The sequence below is a fragment of the Hyphomicrobiales bacterium genome, assembly GCA_016710435.1.
Classification (GTDB): Bacteria; Pseudomonadota; Alphaproteobacteria; order Rhizobiales; family Aestuariivirgaceae; genus Aestuariivirga.
The window spans coordinates 223,301-241,073 of sequence record JADJVV010000001.1 but is presented as its reverse complement, the minus strand read 5'-3'; the positions used below and the strand labels follow the sequence as shown (position 1 = coordinate 241,073).

Below are 17,773 nucleotides of genomic sequence, written 5' to 3'. Positions count from 1 at the left end.
GGAAACGCCGACATTCGAGAGCCGCACTTCGCGGCACCTTTGCGCTGCTGGCGCAACTGATGGCGTCCGTATCCGGATCGACCGCGGTGTCATTCGCGGTGGCCGCACCTGCGTTGCTTGGCGCTGTTGGCATCGCGTCCGATTTCGCGGTTTACACGTTCAAAAAGAACCAGCTTCAGTCTGCTGCGGATTCGGCGGCCCTTGCGGCGACGCGTGAACTATCGGTCATCGCCAGTGGGGCGGCACCGGCAGGGGCGGCTTCCATCGCCGGTGCAAGCACTGGCGCCAGTCCGGTTGATGCCATCGCCCGCAGTTACGTCGAAACGGCGTTGGCCGACAAGAACGGTTCTACGGAAACCAGCGTCGAGATTGATGATGGGGCTGATTCGGTGAAGGTCGTCGTGACCGACTACTGGAAGCCATTCTTTGCACATTTCCTGGGCGCGAAGATCACGCCGATTGTTGTTGATGCGCGCGCCGAGCTTGTGGGCGAGTCCAAAATCTGCGTGCTTGCCCTCAATCCGAGCGGCACATCCGCCGTGTCGATGATGAATGGCGCCCGTCTGCAAGGGAATGGCTGCAGCGTCTATTCGAATTCGACACACTCCACCGGCGTCTACATGGGGGCGGGATCGTCGATCACCGCTGATCTCGTGTGCTCGGCAGGCGGCGTTTACAACAAGGGCGGCACGCAAGGCACGCCCGTGGTCACGGACTGTCCGGCCGTTGCCGACCCGCTTTCAAGCCGCGCTCCGCCTGCGGTGGGATCTTGCGATCACCTGCTGACGATCATTTCCGCCAAGACGGTGACTCTGAGCCCCGGTGTGTACTGCGGTGGCATCACCGTGACGAAAGGTTCGAACGTGACCTTCAAGGCGGGCAACTACATCATCAAGGATGGACCGTTCATCGTCGCAGACACGTCGAAGGTCACAGGCAAGAACGTCGGTTTCTATCTCACCGGAAATTTGTCGCTGATCCAGTTCTTTGACAATGCGACAATCGACCTCTCGGGTGCCGAGACGGGGGCAATGGCGGGACTGCTGTTCTATGAGGATGCCAATTCAACGCTGTTCCGCATCCACAACATCCGCGCGACAAATGCCTTCAACCTGACTGGCACCATCTATCTGCCGCGCGGCTTCCTGCTGGTCGATCCGGCGGCGACGGTCGCGGCCAAGTCGGCCTACACGGCCATCATTGCCAAGCGTCTCCTTGTTGAGAACGGCCCGAGCCTGGTGCTCAACACCGACTACGCTTCGACCCAGGTGCCGGTACCTGACGGCATTCGCTCGTCGGCAGATGTGGTTCTCTCGGAATAGTTCTGTTTGCCGTTCCTTAACCTTTTTCCGAAACGCGCAATTATCACATTCGATGCCAATCTGACACATGCTCCGGTTCTTTCAGGCCGGGCTGGCATTTGATTTTGTTGATGAGAGCCGCTTGGCAAGACGTGGGGTCATGGAACGGGTGAGGCAGTGTTTGCGGGCAGACGCCGGCAACATCGCACTCTCGACTGCGCTGGCTTTGCCTGCGCTGATGGCTGCCGTGGGCATCGCCTCCGACTATGCCCAATTCACCAGCAAACGGTCCGAATTGCAGACCGCTGCTGACCAGGCCGCGCTTGCGGCGACAAAGGAAATGTCGCTCGCCACCTCAAATGCCTCGACCGTCGAAGCCGCGGCCCGGTCATTCGCCAAGGCCGAAACGAATGCACTCATCAGCATGTCGGTCAACATCGACAAGAAGGCTGCAGCCGTCACGGTCGCGATCCGGGAAGACTGGACACCATTTTTCGCCCATTTCCTAGGTGCCGACATCACGCCGGTTCTGGCGCAGGCCACGGCCGAGATGATGGGGCAGGCCAACATCTGCGTACTTGCACTCCACAAGACCGTGTCCGATGCACTGTCCCTCGACAACAAGGGAAAGCTGACGGCGAATGGCTGCGGAGTCTATGTGAACTCGCGTGACAGCGAGGCGATTGCCGTCAAGAACATGTCTGTCATCAAGGCGGATATCACCTGTTCCGCCGGCGGGATTTCCAACAAGGGCATGATCACGCCAGCGGCAATGACCGATTGTCCCGCGGTTGAAGATCCGCTGTCCAGCCGGGCCGCACCGGCGGTGGGGGCCTGCAACTTCACGAAGCCGAGCTACAGTTCGGGAACCGTCACGCTCACGCCTGGCGTCTATTGCGGTGGGCTGGTTGTGAAAGGTTCGGCCAAAGTCACTTTCGCAGAGGGAACCTACATCCTCAAGGGCGGGCCGTTGACGCTCGGTGGCAATGCCATTGTTTCCGGCACGCATATGGGATTCTATTTCACAGGCAGCGGCGCGAAACTTGATGCCCAGGGAAGTGCGGTCATCAATCTTTCGGGACCAAAAGACGGCGATATGGCGGGCCTGTTGTTTGTGTCCGACCCTGCCAGTACGGAAGACCACAGGATCAGCAGCAGCAACGTTCAATCGCTGACCGGAACGCTTTATTTTCCGAACGGAAAGCTGCGCGTCGACCCGGGCGCGAAGGTTGCCGGCAACTCGGCCTACACCGCCATCGTCGCCAAGGAAATCGAGATCGACCAGGGCCCGGAGCTCATTCTCAACTCCGACTACGGCGCCACGGATGTGCCAGCACCCGAAGGCATCCGTTCCACCGCGCAGGTTGTCCTGACGGACTGATCACCGTCGTTCATTTCTCATTGCATGGCTCAAACAAAAACGCCCCGCTTCTCAGCGGGGCGTCGTGTTTGCGGGATGACGATGTTACGGCCGCCAGTAGCTGAACCAATCGGTGACACCAACGTCTTCGAAGTTGCCGCGCATGTCGATGAGCGGGGCATGCTTGTGGGCGAGGGCGCGCAGGCTCTCGGCGTCGAACTGCTGGCGGAAACAGGTGTGGGCCAGCGTCACAATGACGGCGTCATAGGGGCCAGCCGCCGCCGGATCATCGATGATCTTGGCGCCGCGGCCACCTTCGAAGTGATCATCGAAGGCGATAGGATCGAAGTTGTAGACTTCCGCACCACGGTTCCACAGGGCATCCATGAGCGGGAAGGTCTTGGAGTTGCGCGTATCGGGGCAATCTTCCTTGAAGCTGCGGCCCAGCACGAGCACCTTCTTGCCATCGAGGCCGTGGCGGCTCGCCGGCATCAGTTCTTCCACCTTCTCGACGAGGAAGCCCGGCGTCTGTTCGTTCACGGCGCGGGCGGAGGCCACGAGTTCCATGGCGAGGCCATGACGGCGGCCCGAGTCCACGAGGTAGTAGGGGTCCACGGCGATGCAATGGCCGCCCACAAGGCCGGGGCGATAGTGGTGGAAGTTCCACTTCGATCCCGCCGCTGCAATCACGTCGGTGGAGCGGATGCCCATCTTGTCGAAGAGCATCATCATCTGGTTCATCAGGGCGATGTTCACGTCGCGCTGGGTGTTTTCGAGAATCTTGGCCGCTTCCGCCACGCGGATCGATGCGGCAGGGAAGAGGCCCGCCTTGATGACGCGGCTGTAGAGCTTCTCAAGGAATTCGGTGCCCGCTGGCGTCGAGCCAGCGACGATCTTCTTGATGTCGGGCAGCTTGCGGGTGGGATCGGCGGGATTGATGCGCTCGGGCGAATAACCGAGATGGAAGTCCACGCCTTCCTTCATGCCGGAATGCAATTCGATCACCGGCAGGCAACGGTCTTCCGTAGTGCCGGGATCAACCGTGCTTTCGAACACGACGACAGCGCCGCGCTTCATGTGCTTGCCGATTGTCTTCGAGGCCGCGATCAGCGGGCCATAGTCTGGGCGGTTGTGGCTGTTCACCGGCGTCGGCACGCAGACGATAACAACATCAGCCTGTGAGAGAGACTCGGGGCTTGTGGTGAACTCGGCATCTGCCCCACGCAGTTCCGTGTTGGAGACTTCGCCTGTGAAATCGATGCCCGACAGCAGTTGCGCGATCTTCGGTTCGTTGATGTCGAAGCCGATTGCACGTGACGCCTTGGCAAAACCCAGGATCAGTGGAAGTCCCACGTATCCCAGACCGATGACGGCCACGCGTGCCGTCGCGGGATCAGGGAAGGCCACCGGCTCGCTTCTCACGAGCCGAACGGGCTTCACGCCTGCATCCTGCACAATATGTTGTTCCGTCCCCTTAACCGCCGTCATACCCATCGCCGTCCCCACTGTGTTTGTTTCGGGTTGTGGCCCAGACAAACATTTCCCGCGTGGAGAGCGGCTTAAAGAACAGGGTAAACGGATATGAGGGTTAACGGATGGATTCCGAATTTGCCGCGAGTGTCGGCGTTCCGCGTCTCAATACATTGATAAATCCTGAATTTAACCGGGCAGAAAGCATTCGTTGCTATCGGGAAGGGTGGCCGAACGTCCGGCCGGTGGGTGTGTTTGTACGGCGTATGCTTTCCCTGGTTGCTATCGAGTATCTGTTTGCGTTGCTGGTGTTGGTTGTTTTCACCAACCGGTACGTGCTGGGCAGTCTGTTGCGCCTCTCCGATAAGCGCACGCAGACGGCGTATGGGGACGACCCCCAGATCTGGCCGACGGTGGCCATCGTCGTTCCTGTCTATAACGAAGGCTCACACGTCCTGCAGACGGCGGCGTCGTTTGAGGCGCTGGATTATCCGCGCGACCGCCTGAGGGCGGTGTTCATCGATGACGTCTCGACGGACGACACCTATCAACATCTCCTGACGGTTGCGAAGACCTATCCGTGGATGCAGGTCATCCGCAACGAGAAGAACGTCGGCAAACGCATCGGCATCAAGAATGCGGTTCTCAAGACCCATGCTGACCTCATCCTGTCGGTCGATTCCGATGTGATCGTCGACAAGGACGCGCTGCGTGAACTGGTGCGCCACCTCTGCACCGCAGGCGTGGATGCGGCTGGCGGTTGCGTGTTCGTGTCGAATGCCGACACCAACTGGCTCACACGCATGCAGGCCGTGAAATACTGGATCGGCTACCAGTTCCTGAAGAACGTCGAGAACTATTTCAGCCACATCATGTGCTTGTCGGGTTGCCTCACGCTCTATCGCCGTGCGGCATTGCTGGCCGTAGACCATGACGTGGAGAGCCGCACATTCCTCGGCGATGAAGTGAAATACGGCGAGGATCGATTCCTCACACGCAAGCTGGTGGAGCGTGGATACAAGACGCGGCTGTGCTTCAAGGCGCGCTGCTTCACCAAGGCACCGCCCACCTTTGCAGGCTATATCAGCCAGCAGTTGCGCTGGCGCCGGTCGAACATCGTCGATTTCATCACGGCGCTTCCGTATCTGGGGCGCTTTCACCCGCTTGTGGTGGTGCATTACGTCTCGATGGCACTGCTGCTGCTGTTTTATCCGCTGACTTTGGCCAGCCAGGTGGTGCGCCTCGGGTTCATCATCCCGATGATCGAACATGCACTGCTCGTCACCACATTTGCGCTGGCCTATGAGCTGAACAAGCACAAGCTGCCGGAGATGGCGCGCACTTCCGGCCTGTGGTTCATGTCCATGGCCTTTGTGTTTCCGGTGATGTACCTCACGCTGACTCCGCTCGCGATTGCGACGCTGGGCACATCGTCGTGGGAAACGCGCGGCGGCGCCAAGAAGAAGACCATGCCGGCCAAAGTCTCATCCGCAACGGCGGGGGCGGGCTGATGGCGACGATCCAGCCGCGCACACCTCCAGCAGGACTGCCCGCTCCGGCGCGGCGGGTGCTTTATGTCGGGCCAGCGGCAGACGAGGTCTGCACCATCGTCACGCGGCATATCGGCGAGATCGACATCCGCTACGAATCGAGTGTGCGTGCGGCGCTGGACCTTGCGCGCCAGGTGCGTTTCGATACCGCCATCATTGACCAGCGTGACGAACAGCTGGCGACGAAACTGATCGTGCCGCTCTTTGCCGATCTCGGGTATCCGCTGCGCCTGGTGGTCGTCAGCGGATTGAGCGACGTCAGCCAGTATCTCAATGTCCCCGGTGTGGCACGGGTGCTCACGGCGCCGGTCCGCGAAGGTCAATTGTTGCGAGTCCTCGGGCTGGCGCCCCGCCCGGCACCGCGGCCCCATGGCCGACCCCCAGATGAAGCACAGCCAGCTCCAGCTGCGGCAGACACAGGTCCCGCGCGGCAGAGTCTCAGTCAGGCGGTGTTCAACCCGCTGATGGGGTTTGTCTCCAACCTCTACAAGCGCGCGGCGTTTCTCCTGCTGCTCGCGCTGTTCTGTGCCTTCGCCTTCTACGCCTTGCTGATCGCCTATTTCCTGCTGTCAAGCTCATGGGGTGCGCCCATGACGCTGACGCGCGGCCACGAGATGGTCAACAAGATCGACCGGGACCTCACGGAACTCCGCGTCTCCCTCGGCAAGATCGACCAGGAGATGACCGAGAATGCCATGCTGAAGACGCGGGCGACGCGCGACCTGCATGATGCGGAACTGCTGGTGAAATATTCGCTTGGAACCGTGAACAAGGAAATCAAGGCGAGTGCCCGCCGCCACAAGATGCTGAACGACAACATCGCGCGCATGACCAAGGTGCGGAAGGTGATGCAGGCGCAGATCTCGCATGGCGGCATGGAAGCCGACCTCGAGAAGCTGTACAAGAAGCGTCTCATCGACAGGAAAACCTACAATGCGGGTACGCTGGGCCTTGTGGAAGCAAGCCAGCGCCTGGCCGGTATGGATGCCGATATTGAAGCCATGCAGGGCGACGTGGCGACGCTGGATGGCAATGCCGATCTCTTGACGTCGCTGCGGGACGGACTGGAAAAGGGCGGTCCCATCGCTTCCATGGCGGCGGCCGATGCAAATCTGATGCTGCTGGTGAAGCAGGCGGTGGATGCGAAGGCGGCCATGGACCTGGCGCGCTCGTCTCTCGAGTCCTCTGCGGTGAAGACAACGCAATTGCAGGATAGCGCCGCCGTGCTGAAGCTGCAGATCTCGGCGCTCGAGTCTTCCGCGCTGGCGCGGGCCCTCAACGGACGCGTGGATGTGATCTTCGTGCCCTACACCAATCTCGCCAGCTTCTCGCCGGGCACGCCCTTGCACACCTGCGCCTTCACGTTGTTCTGGTGTGAACAGGCCGGTTTCGTAGGCGATCCGCAGCCTGGTGAATTCACCTCGGTCCATCCCTTCTTCGGGAAACCCATCCGCGGCATTTTCGTGGAGGCAAAACTGACCAAGCCTGTCGCCGCCACCCGGGAGATCGTGCATGGCACGCGCGCGCCGTTCTTCTTCTAGGTCGGTGCGGCCCGTCCTCGCGCTGTGGCTCGGCATGGGCGGGATGCTGGCGCTGGCAGGCTGTGCCACGCAAGGCCCGTTGCTCGACCAGTTCGGCGGCCTTCGTCTGGGCACCATCAACAGTGAACCGAAGGTCGTTGCCGCGCCGCCGCTCCGAAACACCATTGTCGAACCAGCCGCGTCGGTTGGGGCGCAGGCAGGCGATGTGACGGCGACGGCCAAGCCCGTTCCGGCCAGTGCGGAAATGCCCCGGTCGCATTGGTGCGATTATCTCCGCGAGGACACTGCGGCGCAGACCACCATTCTTCGTTCACCCACCCTGAGCGGAAGCGTGAGCGACGATGCCAAGACATCGGTCAGCCTGGGCATGTCGTTGACGGGCATCGCCAAGGCGGGGCTGATGGAACAGGCCGCCGAGGTGCGCTGCCAGAAATACCTTGCCGAAAATGGCCTGCAGAAACTCGTCTTCGTTTCGCCGCAGGGCCTGACGGCGGCGGGGCACCGGGCTCGGCTGAAGGCCATCGAGGGACAGAAGAAGGAAATCGCGCGGCTTCGTAAGAAAGTTGCCGGCGCGCTCAACACTGGTGCCATCAACCGCGAACTTGCCACGGCTATCAACGTGCTGGCGGATGAAATCCTCGCCGAAGCGGAAGCCTCGCGTTCGCAAGCCGACCGCCGCCTCGATGCGGCGTTGATGCCTTCATCATCGGCGGAAGCCTATGGCTCGGCCCTGCTGGCCGCGGAGGCGGACCTTGAAGATCTCAGCAGCCGCATGCGCACGTTCGACTCCATCGACGTGTCGGCCTCGGTGGGCTGGAACGATGACGTGAACGCGGATGGTCTCGATGCCAATGACCAGTCGTTCAATGGCAAGCTCAGCTTCTCGATGAAGCTCGGCGCGGTGATGCCCCAGCGTTTCAAGCATGAAGCCGCTGCCAAGGACGCGAAGTTGCGGGCGATCAGGAGCGAGGAGGGCGGTGCGTTGTGGCAGGTTGCGGTGCTCCGCCGTGCCCACGAGCGCGCCATCGAAGGGCTTGTGCAACAGGAGGCGCAGCTTGATGCTGCCATCCACAAGGCCGAGTCCCTGGCGCAGACGCTTGCCAGCGTCGACAATCCCGAATTTGAACCCCCGTTGATCCAGGCGAAGCTGCAACTGATCAAACTGCGCGCCGACCGGGCTGCCGTGGCCGGATCGATCACGGAAATCCGGGGCAACATGAAGAAGCTCAAGGCGGGCTGAAGCCGTTTCCGCCGAGGTGAGGACATCTCACCCCTGGCGCGGTGCTTGATCTTCCCATGCGGCACCATCAAAGGCATTCTCACACCATGAGCAAGAGCAACATCATCCTCGGCATCGACACGGGCGGCACCTATACGGATGCTGCAGTGATCGACGCCGGCGTGCACCGCATCCTGGCCTCGGCCAAGTCCATCACCACCAAGGGCGACCTGTCGATCGGCGTCGGCAACGCCATGGCGGCGGCGGTAGGCCAACTGGCCGGACAGGTGACGCCGCAGGATATACGCCTCGTCTGCGTCTCCACCACGCTTGCCACCAATGCCGTGGTCGAGGGCCACGGCAATGCGGCGGGGGTGATCCTGATCGGCTTTGATGATGCCATGGTGGCGAAGACCGGCATTGCCAGCGCCTTCCCGGGCGTACCGATTGCGCGCATCGCGGGCGGGCACGACCACAATGGCGACGCCGTGCGGTCACTCGATATCGCGGCGCTGACGGCCAGCATCGAAGCCATGTCGCCGTCCGTCACGGCGTTTGCCATCGCCGGGTCTTTTGCCGTGCGCAACAATGGACATGAAATTGCAGCGCGCGATCTCGTGACCAAGCTCACGGGAAAGCCCGTCACGCTTTCGAGCGAGTTGTCCAACGCGCTGGATGCGCCGCGCCGCGCGTTGACCGCGCTGCTGAACGCGCGGCTCATCTCGCGCATCACGCACCTGATCGAGGCGGTGCGCGCGGCGATGGACGGGCTTGGCATCGCGGGTGGCCTCATGGTCGTGAAGGGCGACGGCACGCTGGCGAATGCGGAAAGCGTGGCTCTCCGTCCCATCGAGACCGTATTGTCCGGTCCGGCGGCGAGCCTCGTCGGCGCGAAGTGGCTTGCGGGCTGCGATGATTTCATCCTGTCGGACATCGGCGGAACGACGACGGACGTGGCGATTCTTTCCGGCGGGCGGCCCATGGTCGCAACGCAGGGCGCGGAGGTGGGCGGTTGGCGCACCATGGTGAAAGCCATTGACGTCCGCACCGTGGGGCTTGGCGGAGACAGCGAGGTGCAACTCGATGGTCTCGGCAAACTTGTGATCGGTCCGCAGCGGGCCGTTCCCATTTCACTCCTCGCCTCGCGCCACCCCATCACCAACGATCTGCTCGATGCTGATCTCGCCGAAACAGAGGGCGGGTCCATGCTGGGCAAGTTCGTGGTGCGGCCTTTCGGCGACAAGGGTGGCGTTGCGTCCGGCGTAACGGAACGCGAGGCGGAACTTCTGGCCCGCATCGGCCAGGAGCCCTTACAGCTGCGGCGTATCGCGGTGTCGAGTGCCGATCAGCGGGCGGTCACCTCGTTGCGGCGCAAGGGGCTTCTGCAATACTGCTGCTTCACGCCATCGGATTCCGCCCTTGTGCTCGGCCTGCAAGACAACTGGCCCGCGAGTGCCGCCGTGAAGGCCGCGCGGTTGATGACGCGTTTCCGCTCCATGCGCATGCCGACGGACAGCGAAACCGATGCCTTCTGCCGCGAGGTATGGAGCAAGACCGTGGCGCTCTCTGCAAGCGTCATTCTCGAAACGGCGATGGGTGGGCGGGACAAGGCCAGTGCGGCCTGGGATGCCGTGTGTGAAGGCACGGGCCGGGTGGGCTTGGCCAAGGTGTCGCTGGCGCCCGCCGTGCCCATCGTGGCCGTGGGTGGACCGGCAAAGGTCTATTATGGTGAAGTTGCCGCGCGCCTCGACTGCGAGGTCATCTTCGCGCCCTTCTGCGATGTGGCGAATGCCGTGGGGGCGGCGGCGGGGCAGGTGGCGGACCGCATCACCATCAGCGTCGAAGGTGATGGCAACGGTGCATTCCGTGTGCATGGCGATGGTGCCATGCAGATCTTCGGCAGCGGCAAGCTGGCCTTGGCGGAAGCGCTCCGCCTTGCGGAAACACAGGCGCTGGGCCATGCGCGTTCGCGCGGTGCGATTGATCCCAAGGTGACAATCAGTGTCGAGAAGGCGCATCTGCCCGACGCGCGGGACGACGACGGCCTTCTCACCGCGCGCGTCACGGCGGAAGCCATCGGCCAGCCGGCGGGCTGATCAGGCGGCGGCGATCGCTGCCGTTGCACGCTCCGCCCCGAAGGCCTCGCGGATGTGGCGGGCCAGTGCCTCGGTCGCAGGTGTCGGCAAGCCATGGCGGCGCATCAGACCGATGCCGAAAGCACCGAGGCGCGGGAAACCTTCTTCCGGTGTGAGCACGCGCATGCCGGGGCGCACGCAGATGTCGGCAATGGCTGCCACGGCCAGGCCCTGAAACACAGCGGCATCCACGGCGTTGCGGTTGGGGCTGGTGTAGGCCACGCGATAGCGGCGGCCCACGGAATCCAGGGCCTTCGTTGCAATGCGCCGCCAGGAGCAGCTTTCATCCGCCGTGGCGATGGGCAGGGGATCGAGCGTGTGGGTGGAGTGGCGTGCCGATGTCACCCACACCAGTTCCTCGCGGCGCAAGACTTCGCCTTCGCCTTCGTTCTTGAAGAACGTGACGAGGGCGAGATCAATGTCGCCGCGGCGGATCTTCTCCATCAGCCGTTCGCTGGGCAGGCATTCGACGTCCACCGTCACCTGCGGATGACTGCGGGCAAAACGGGCGAGGACTTCCGGCAGGAAAAGATCGGCGTAATCATCAGGCGTGCCGAAGCGCACCGAGCCTGTGAGTTCGGGCCGCATGAAAGTTGCGACGATCTCGTCGTTCATGGCCACCAGTTTGCGGGCCTGCTCGACGAAGCGTTCGCCATCGCTGGAGAAGCGGCTGCCGCGCCCGTCGCGCACAAACAGGTTGCGCCCAATCGCTTCCTCCAGGCGCTTCATCTGCATGGAGACGGCCGATTGCGTCTTGTTCACCTCTTCCGCCGCGCGGGTGAAGCTGCCGGTGTCGGCAATGGCGAGGAAGGTTTTCAACTGGTCAATGTCGAGATTGGGGATCATGGACGTCACCATCAATTTTCGTGATCACATCATAAAATACATTCGTTGGAGTGATCAATGATTTTGTCATATATCTGGAGCATCAAAGAACACGACAGGCCACCCACCGGGGCGACCAACACACCGAAAACATTACGTTTTCTGTGAACGAGGAGATATTGCCATGAAGAACTATGCCCTCCACCAGGCTGAAGCCGAAGGTTTTGCACCGGGCGCGGCGAACCTCGGTACGCTGTACCGCAACTGGCAGGCCCGCCGGTCGGTTCGCAAGCTGCGCGACCTCGACGATCACATGCTCCACGACATGGGCCTCACCCGCACGGACGTTGATCTCGCCTCGCACCAGCCGCTGACGCGCAACCCCACCCTGTTCCTGGAAACCCGCATGCGCGGCTGAAGTCCACTTCAGCTTTTGCAATGACCAAGGGCGGCTTCGGCCGCCTTTTTCATTTCGCGGGCCCGCGCAATGATCAGGGGCGGCTTCGGCCGCCTTTATCATTTCTTCACCATGATGGAATTCTGAAGCGAAGATTGTATCCGCGAATGGCATTTGAACTGTAGCGGCAATGCGCCGTTAACCGCGTCCGCGATAGTTTCTCCAGACGTAGCAGGAGAGTTTCCGGATCATGAATGCGCCTTTCAAGAGCGAGTGGGATGAACAGGCCGCGCGTGCCCCGAGCTGGCGCATTGAAAAGCCAGAGTTGCGCCGCGCCACCACGGCTGCGGGTTTCTTCCCCGACCAGAACGGCGGCGTGTTCGAGCAGTTGCTGACACAGCTTCCGGTGATGCTGCATTGCATGGATGGATCGGGCCGCCTGCTTGCCGTCAACAATTCCTGGTGCGAGGCACTGGGATATGAGGCGCATGATGTGGTGGGCCGCCCGTTCAGCGAATTGCTGCCGAAAGAATCGCGCAGCCGGCTCGTCACCGAGATCTATCCGAAATATCTCGTCACCGGCACCTGCCGCGGTGAAGAGATCCTGCTGATCCGCAAGGATGGCGCATTGGCGACGGTGCTCTTGTCGATGACCGCCTATCGCGGCGACAAGGGCCGGCTGGAGCGTTCGGTCTGCACCATTGAAGACATCACGAAGCAGAAGCTCGCGGCCATTGCCTCGCAGCGCAGCGACCAGCGCTTCCGCAGCGCCTTCAGCGCTGCCGTGCATGGCATGGCGGTGGTTTCGCCCACGGGCCACGTGGAAGTGGCCAACGAGGCGCTCAAGTCCTTCCTCGCCAACCCCGGCGTGGAAACCGATCCGCAGGGTTTCGAGGATTTCCTCCACAAGGATGACCGCGGCCAGTTCCTCAACGGCATGCGGCAACTGCTGACGGGCGAAGCCCCGTCGCTGCAAATGGAACTCCGCTTTATCACGCCGGACAACCGCGTGATGCATGGTGCAACATCGGTTGCGCTGGTGAAGAATGAAAAGGGCGACACCGAACAGTTGATCGTTCAGGTGGTCGATACGACCGAACGCAAGACCGTGAACCAGCGCCTGCAGAAGGCGCAGAAGATGGAAGCCATCGGGCAACTGACCGGCGGCATCGCCCATGACTTCAACAATCTCCTGACCATCGTGATCGGCAACCTGCAGCTTCTCGACGGCAAACTCGCGGATGAGAAGGCCAAGAAGCGCCTGGCGGAATCCATCGACGCAGCGCAGAAGGGCTCGGACCTGACGCGCCAGTTGCTGGCGTTTGCGCGCAAGCAGGACCTCGCTCCCAAGGACGCGGAAATCAACGGCCTCGTGCGCGGCATGGAACCGCTGGTGAAGCGCGCCGTGGGTGAGAACATCGATGTGCACATCGAGACGATGGAAGGCGAGCCCCATGCGCTCATTGATCCGTCGCAGCTGGAATCGTCCATCCTCAACCTCGCCATCAATGCGCGCGATGCGATGCCCGATGGCGGGCGTCTGACCATCGAGACGCAGGCCGCCTATCTCGACCGTTTCTACGCTGAGAAGAATCCCGAGGTCGTGCCGGGACATTACGTGATGGTGGCGGTGTCCGACTCGGGCACGGGCATGTCGCAGGAATTGCTGGAGCAGGTGTTCCAGCCCTTCTTCACGACAAAGGCCAACGGCAAGGGATCGGGCCTCGGTCTTTCCATGGTCTATGGCTTCATCAAGCAATCGGGTGGCCACATCTGTATCTATTCGGAAGTGGGCCACGGCACCTCGGTGAAGATGTACCTGCCGCGCCGCATGCGCGCGGGCGACTCCACTCCTGCGCCTGTCGACGTGCCGGCGCCTGCGCCAACGGCTGCTCTTCCCGCAACGAATTCCACCAGCGAACCCGAGGCGGTGCGCCGCCCGAAGATCCTCGTCGTCGAAGATCAGGAGGCGGTGCGCATGGTGGCCTGCGGCTTCCTGGAAGACTTCGGATACGAGGTCGTTGAAGCCGGCGACGGGTTCGAGGCGCTTTCCAAGTTGCAGGAACATGACGACATCGACCTCATGTTCTCCGACGTGGTGATGCCCGGCGGCATGAATGGCTTCGATCTTGCGCAGGCCGCCCAGAGCCTGAAGCCCGCGCTCAAGATCGTCCACACTTCCGGCTATCCCAAGGGTGCCATGGTGCACCAGGACGAGCCGCGCTTCCGTGAAGGCTTCATCATCATGAAGCCCTATCGCCGCGAAGACCTGCAGAAGATCATCAAGGATGCGCTCGAGCGGCAGTGACGGGAGCCGGCCTCATCTGCCAAGATGAGGCATGGTGATTCACACGTTCTTCGACCTGCTGGCCGCCGTTGCTTCACTCGGGGTGACGGCGTTCTGCTATCGCTGGCGCCTGTCGGATGCAGCGGCCCGCATTGAAGCCGGCGGTGCGGGGTATGTGATGGCGTTGCTGCTGGGCGCGGCCGCGGGCGGATATGGCCTCGGCTCCCTCAACATGGTGCTGTCGGGAACGCCCATGGTGGCGCGCAGCGTTGTTGGTGCACTCGCTGGCGCGATCACGGCGATTGAACTCTTCAAGTGGATGCGCGGGCTCTCCGGATCCACGGGCCTCATCTTCGTCCCGGCTTTCGCCACAACTGTGATCGTGGGCCGGTGGGGATGCTTCCTGTCGGGACTTGCGGATGAAACCCACGGCACGCCGACCACGCTGCCCTGGGGTGTTGATCTCGGCGACGGGGTGGCGCGCCATCCCGTGCAACTTTACGAGAGCTTCACGATGGCGGCGTTCCTCCTTGCTGCCCTGGTGCTGATCGGGCGGCGAAATCCGTGGTTCATGCGCAACGGATTTTATGCGCTGGTGCTGGTATATGCGGTGCAACGCTTTGCATGGGAATTCCTCAAGCCATACGCGCAGGTTGCGGGGCCGTTCAATCTGTTCCATCTTGTCTGCGGCGGACTTGCCGTTTACGCCGTCACGATGATGCGGAGAAATCATGAACGCACCACTGCGTAAGGTCTCGCCCTATATCTTCCACGGGCAGACGACGTCGCTCTGCCCGGAGTGCCTCGCCCTTGTGCCGGCCAAGATCATCTTCGACGACGGAAATGTCTATTACCTCAAGCGCTGCAAGACCCATGGCGTATCGAAGGCGCTGGTCTCCACGGATATTCCCTACTTCAAGCTGATGCAGGACTACATCAAGCCGGGCGACCGGCCGCATGTGTTCCAGACGCGTACGGAGGAGGGTTGTCCCTATGATTGCGGCTTGTGCCCGGACCATGAGCAGCATTCCTGCCTTGGCCTCATCGATGTGAACGAGGCGTGCAACCTGTCGTGTCCGGTGTGTTTTGCAGAGTCCTCAACGGCCCGCACCTTCCATCGTCCGCTGGCGGAGATCGAGAGGATGATGGATGCGCTGGTGGCGAGCGAAGTGGAGCCGGACCTCTTGCAGATTTCTGGTGGCGAACCCACCATCCATCCCCAGATCATCGACATCCTGGAGGCGGCGCGGCGGCGGCCCATCCGCCATGTGATGCTCAACACCAACGGCATCCGCATTGCCCAGGACGAGGATTTCGTGAAGCAGCTTGCGTCGTTCAAGCCCGGCTTCGAGGTCTATCTCCAGTTCGACTCGCTCAGGCCCTCAGTGCTCAAGAACCTGCGCGGCGCAGACCTCACCCGAATTCGCAGGGAGGCGCTCGAAGTGCTTGAAAAATATAATATTTCAACCACGCTTGTGGTGGTTGTCAAGCGTGGCCAAAACGACGACGAACTGGGCGATATCATCCGCCATGCCCTGCAGTGGAAATGCGTCCGCGGCATCACCTTCCAGCCTGTGCAGGACGCTGGCCGCAATGAAGGATTTGATCCGTCCACGGATCGTTTCGTGCTGTCGGACATCCGCAAGGCGATCATTGCGGCGGGCACGCCCTTCACGGCGGGCGACATCATTCCGCTGCCCTGCAACCCGGAGTCCATCGCCATCGGCTATGCGTTGCGGAACGGAGACAAGATCGCGCCGATCACCTCCTACTTCCCCAAGGACATGCTGGTGGAGGCGCTGCCGAATGCCATCACCTTCGAGAAGTATCCGGAGCTTCACAAGGAGATCCTGAACTTCTTCTCGCTGGCGACGGTGGAGTGCAACAATCCGGAACGGCTCGATGCGCTGCTCTGCTGCCTGCCGCAGGTGCCGGTGCCGGAGGGCATGGGCTACGAGAACATCTTCCGCATCGCCATCGTGGAATTCCTTGATCCGCACAATTTCTGTATCAGCCGGGTGAAGCGCTCCTGCGTTCATTTCGTGACGCCGGCGGGGCAGATCATTCCGTTCGATACCTACAACCTTTTCTACCGGGACGAGGCGGCGCGGAAGCGGATGGCGCTGTCGAAGGGGGCAGCATGAAATATGTCCTCGCTGCATTGTGCGGCATTGTCGTTCTGTTCATGGGCGGGTGCGCCATTGTTTCGGTTGCGGCGATGCCGCTTCCCATCATTCCGGGCGGCATTGCCTTCCTGAATATTCTGATCCTCGGCGCACTGTTCGGCTGGAAGACGCAATGGCGTCCGGCTTTCTATATCCTCGGCGTCGTTGACATCCTGCTCGCCATCGGCGCGTTCGTGGGCGGCGCCAGTGCCGGGCCAGATGCTTCGTTTTTCCTGACGGCAGGCGCCGTGATCGGGCTGAAGGGCCTGCTCAGCCTGCTCTATGCCCGGCGCGTGGGAGAGGCTGCATCATGACGGCGCTGTTCTTCATCGGCTTGATTGCCGTAGGCGGTGGGTTGTTCTTCTGGCTGTTCCGCCGGGAAGAGAACCGCAGGGCTGCCGGATTGCCGCGCTTGTCCACATGGCGGCTCGTCATTGCGGCGATCTTCGGCCTTGTGGCGCTGTTCAGCGGCGGCTGTTCGCTGGTGTTTGTGCCGGATGCACTCAAGGGGAACCAGTACATCGACCCCGTGGCGGTTCTCGTGATCGGCGGCATTCCCTTCGCCGTGGCGTGTCTCATCGTGTGGCTTTCTCTGCGGCGCGGAAACGGCTAAGGCGGCGGACCGGAAACAAGAGGACCAGACATGTTCGCAGAACTGTCGCGCGAATTCGCCGAGCTTTTCACCTTCGGCGCCATCACCACGCTGATCATCCTGACGGCGCTGGAAACGGTGCTGGGATTCGACAACCTCTTGTACATTTCCATCGAGGCCAAGCGGGTGCAGCCGGACCAGCAGGCGCGGGTGCGCAAGCTGGGCACGCTGCTCGCCATCGTTCTGCGCATTGTGCTGCTGTTCGTGGTGCTGCTACTGATCCAGATGTTCCAGTCCAGCTGGTTCAAGATCGACTTGCCGTTCGTGCATGGTGATTTCAATGGCCACAGCCTGATCGTGCTGGCGGGCGGCCTGTTTCTCATCAACACCGCGCTCAAGGAAATCCGCCACATGCTTTCGGTGAGCGATCTGGAACATGAGGAGGGAGCAGGACCGAAGCATCGCAGCGTCGCTTCCGCGATCTTCTGGATCCTCGTCATGAACATCGTGTTCTCGTTCGACACCGTGCTTTCCGCGGTGGCGCTCACCAAAAACTTCATCGTCATGTCGCTGGCGATCGTGCTCTCAGGCGCGATGATGGTGCTGCTTGCCGACCATGTGGCGCGCTTCCTGCAGAAGAACCGGCTCTATGAGGTACTGGGCCTGTTCATCCTGCTGCTCGTTGGCGTAATGCTGACGGCGGAGGGCGGTCACATCGCGCATCTGGCCTTCTTTGGCTACGAGATCACCCCCATCGAGAAATCCACGTTCTATTTCATCGTGGTGGCGCTCGTGGTGGTCGATGTGTTGCAGGGGCGCTACCAGAAGCGGCTCGACCTGGAATCAGCCAAGGGGCCGCCCAACCCGTAGTTCAAAGGCTGGTTTACAGTCTGCCGAAACCTCTCTAAACCGCGCGCCAACTCACCCATTT

At 61.7% G+C, this 17,773-nt stretch carries 15 protein-coding genes; 13 read left to right on the top strand and 2 right to left on the bottom strand.

Annotated features, from left to right (window positions below):
• Positions 1 to 59 precede the first annotated feature (59 nt).
• Together IPM06_01155 and IPM06_01150 are read left to right on the top strand one after the other, a co-directional pair.
• Positions 60 to 1,322, top strand: a complete 1,263-nt coding sequence (locus tag IPM06_01155; protein ID MBK8769020.1) for a hypothetical protein — start codon at positions 60 to 62, stop codon at positions 1,320 to 1,322.
• A gap of 160 nt (positions 1,323 to 1,482) precedes the next feature.
• Complete coding sequence (locus IPM06_01150) at positions 1,483 to 2,682, top strand: hypothetical protein (GenBank protein ID MBK8769019.1); 1,200 nt, start codon at positions 1,483 to 1,485, stop codon at positions 2,680 to 2,682.
• Positions 2,683 to 2,766: 84 nt separating this feature from the next.
• Here the strand turns inward: IPM06_01150 and IPM06_01145 are convergent, their stop codons facing one another.
• Complete coding sequence (locus IPM06_01145) at positions 2,767 to 4,101, bottom strand: nucleotide sugar dehydrogenase (protein ID MBK8769018.1); 1,335 nt, start codon at positions 4,099 to 4,101, stop codon at positions 2,767 to 2,769.
• A 296-nt stretch (positions 4,102 to 4,397) separates the two neighbouring features.
• Between IPM06_01145 and IPM06_01140 the strand changes: the two genes are divergently transcribed.
• The 4 genes from IPM06_01140 to IPM06_01125 all read left to right on the top strand — a co-directional run bounded on the left by IPM06_01140 (position 4,398) and on the right by IPM06_01125 (position 10,537).
• Positions 4,398 to 5,642 (top strand): glycosyltransferase, encoded by a 1,245-nt coding sequence (locus IPM06_01140; GenBank protein ID MBK8769017.1) that lies wholly within the window; start codon positions 4,398 to 4,400, stop codon positions 5,640 to 5,642.
• Positions 5,642 to 7,222, top strand: a complete 1,581-nt coding sequence (locus IPM06_01135) for a hypothetical protein (protein ID MBK8769016.1) — start codon at positions 5,642 to 5,644, stop codon at positions 7,220 to 7,222. Before IPM06_01140 ends, IPM06_01135 begins: the two co-directional genes overlap by 1 nt.
• On the top strand, positions 7,194 to 8,462 hold the full coding sequence (locus IPM06_01130; protein MBK8769015.1) for a hypothetical protein: 1,269 nt from the start codon (positions 7,194 to 7,196) through the stop codon (positions 8,460 to 8,462). Before IPM06_01135 ends, IPM06_01130 begins: the two co-directional genes overlap by 29 nt.
• Positions 8,463 to 8,548: 86 nt before the next feature.
• The gene (locus IPM06_01125; GenBank protein ID MBK8769014.1) at positions 8,549 to 10,537 is read left to right on the top strand and encodes a hydantoinase/oxoprolinase family protein; all 1,989 of its coding nucleotides are present in this window, start codon (positions 8,549 to 8,551) and stop codon (positions 10,535 to 10,537) included.
• On the opposite strand, the gene IPM06_01120 is transcribed toward IPM06_01125, so the two are convergent.
• Positions 10,538 to 11,422, bottom strand: a complete 885-nt coding sequence (locus tag IPM06_01120; GenBank protein MBK8769013.1) for a LysR family transcriptional regulator — start codon at positions 11,420 to 11,422, stop codon at positions 10,538 to 10,540.
• 163 nt (positions 11,423 to 11,585) lie between these two features.
• Between IPM06_01120 and IPM06_01115 the strand changes: the two genes are divergently transcribed.
• The 7 genes from IPM06_01115 to IPM06_01085 all read left to right on the top strand — a co-directional run bounded on the left by IPM06_01115 (position 11,586) and on the right by IPM06_01085 (position 17,712).
• Positions 11,586 to 11,819 carry a DUF1127 domain-containing protein gene (locus IPM06_01115; GenBank protein MBK8769012.1) on the top strand — a complete coding sequence of 78 codons (234 nt, stop codon included), beginning with the start codon at positions 11,586 to 11,588 and terminating at the stop codon, positions 11,817 to 11,819.
• 229 nt (positions 11,820 to 12,048) lie between these two features.
• On the top strand, positions 12,049 to 14,106 hold the full coding sequence (locus tag IPM06_01110; protein MBK8769011.1) for a PAS domain S-box protein: 2,058 nt from the start codon (positions 12,049 to 12,051) through the stop codon (positions 14,104 to 14,106).
• Positions 14,107 to 14,137: 31 nt separating this feature from the next.
• Positions 14,138 to 14,836: a prolipoprotein diacylglyceryl transferase gene (locus IPM06_01105; protein MBK8769010.1), complete on the top strand. Its 699-nt coding sequence runs from the start codon at positions 14,138 to 14,140 to the stop codon at positions 14,834 to 14,836.
• On the top strand, positions 14,817 to 16,229 hold the full coding sequence (locus tag IPM06_01100; GenBank protein MBK8769009.1) for a radical SAM protein: 1,413 nt from the start codon (positions 14,817 to 14,819) through the stop codon (positions 16,227 to 16,229). Before IPM06_01105 ends, IPM06_01100 begins: the two co-directional genes overlap by 20 nt.
• Positions 16,226 to 16,564: a hypothetical protein gene (locus IPM06_01095; protein MBK8769008.1), complete on the top strand. Its 339-nt coding sequence runs from the start codon at positions 16,226 to 16,228 to the stop codon at positions 16,562 to 16,564. Before IPM06_01100 ends, IPM06_01095 begins: the two co-directional genes overlap by 4 nt.
• Positions 16,561 to 16,863 (top strand): hypothetical protein, encoded by a 303-nt coding sequence (locus IPM06_01090; GenBank protein ID MBK8769007.1) that lies wholly within the window; start codon positions 16,561 to 16,563, stop codon positions 16,861 to 16,863. The genes IPM06_01095 and IPM06_01090 overlap by 4 nt, the downstream gene beginning before the upstream one ends.
• Positions 16,864 to 16,893: 30 nt before the next feature.
• Positions 16,894 to 17,712, top strand: coding sequence for a tellurium resistance protein TerC (locus IPM06_01085; GenBank protein ID MBK8769006.1), 819 nt, complete (start codon positions 16,894 to 16,896; stop codon positions 17,710 to 17,712).
• Positions 17,713 to 17,773 lie beyond the last annotated feature (61 nt).

Coding starts and splice junctions, on each gene's coding strand:
- IPM06_01155 (MBK8769020.1), top strand. CDS start 60: ATGGCGTCCGTATCCGGATCGACCGCGGTGTCATTCGCGGTGGCCGCA.
- IPM06_01140 (MBK8769017.1), top strand. CDS start 4,398: ATGCTTTCCCTGGTTGCTATCGAGTATCTGTTTGCGTTGCTGGTGTTG.
- IPM06_01135 (MBK8769016.1), top strand. CDS start 5,642: ATGGCGACGATCCAGCCGCGCACACCTCCAGCAGGACTGCCCGCTCCG.
- IPM06_01130 (MBK8769015.1), top strand. CDS start 7,194: ATGGCACGCGCGCGCCGTTCTTCTTCTAGGTCGGTGCGGCCCGTCCTC.
- IPM06_01125 (MBK8769014.1), top strand. CDS start 8,549: ATGAGCAAGAGCAACATCATCCTCGGCATCGACACGGGCGGCACCTAT.
- IPM06_01120 (MBK8769013.1), bottom strand. CDS start 11,422: ATGATCCCCAATCTCGACATTGACCAGTTGAAAACCTTCCTCGCCATT.
- IPM06_01115 (MBK8769012.1), top strand. CDS start 11,586: ATGAAGAACTATGCCCTCCACCAGGCTGAAGCCGAAGGTTTTGCACCG.
- IPM06_01110 (MBK8769011.1), top strand. CDS start 12,049: ATGAATGCGCCTTTCAAGAGCGAGTGGGATGAACAGGCCGCGCGTGCC.
- IPM06_01105 (MBK8769010.1), top strand. CDS start 14,138: ATGGTGATTCACACGTTCTTCGACCTGCTGGCCGCCGTTGCTTCACTC.
- IPM06_01100 (MBK8769009.1), top strand. CDS start 14,817: ATGAACGCACCACTGCGTAAGGTCTCGCCCTATATCTTCCACGGGCAG.
- IPM06_01095 (MBK8769008.1), top strand. CDS start 16,226: ATGAAATATGTCCTCGCTGCATTGTGCGGCATTGTCGTTCTGTTCATG.
- IPM06_01090 (MBK8769007.1), top strand. CDS start 16,561: ATGACGGCGCTGTTCTTCATCGGCTTGATTGCCGTAGGCGGTGGGTTG.
- IPM06_01085 (MBK8769006.1), top strand. CDS start 16,894: ATGTTCGCAGAACTGTCGCGCGAATTCGCCGAGCTTTTCACCTTCGGC.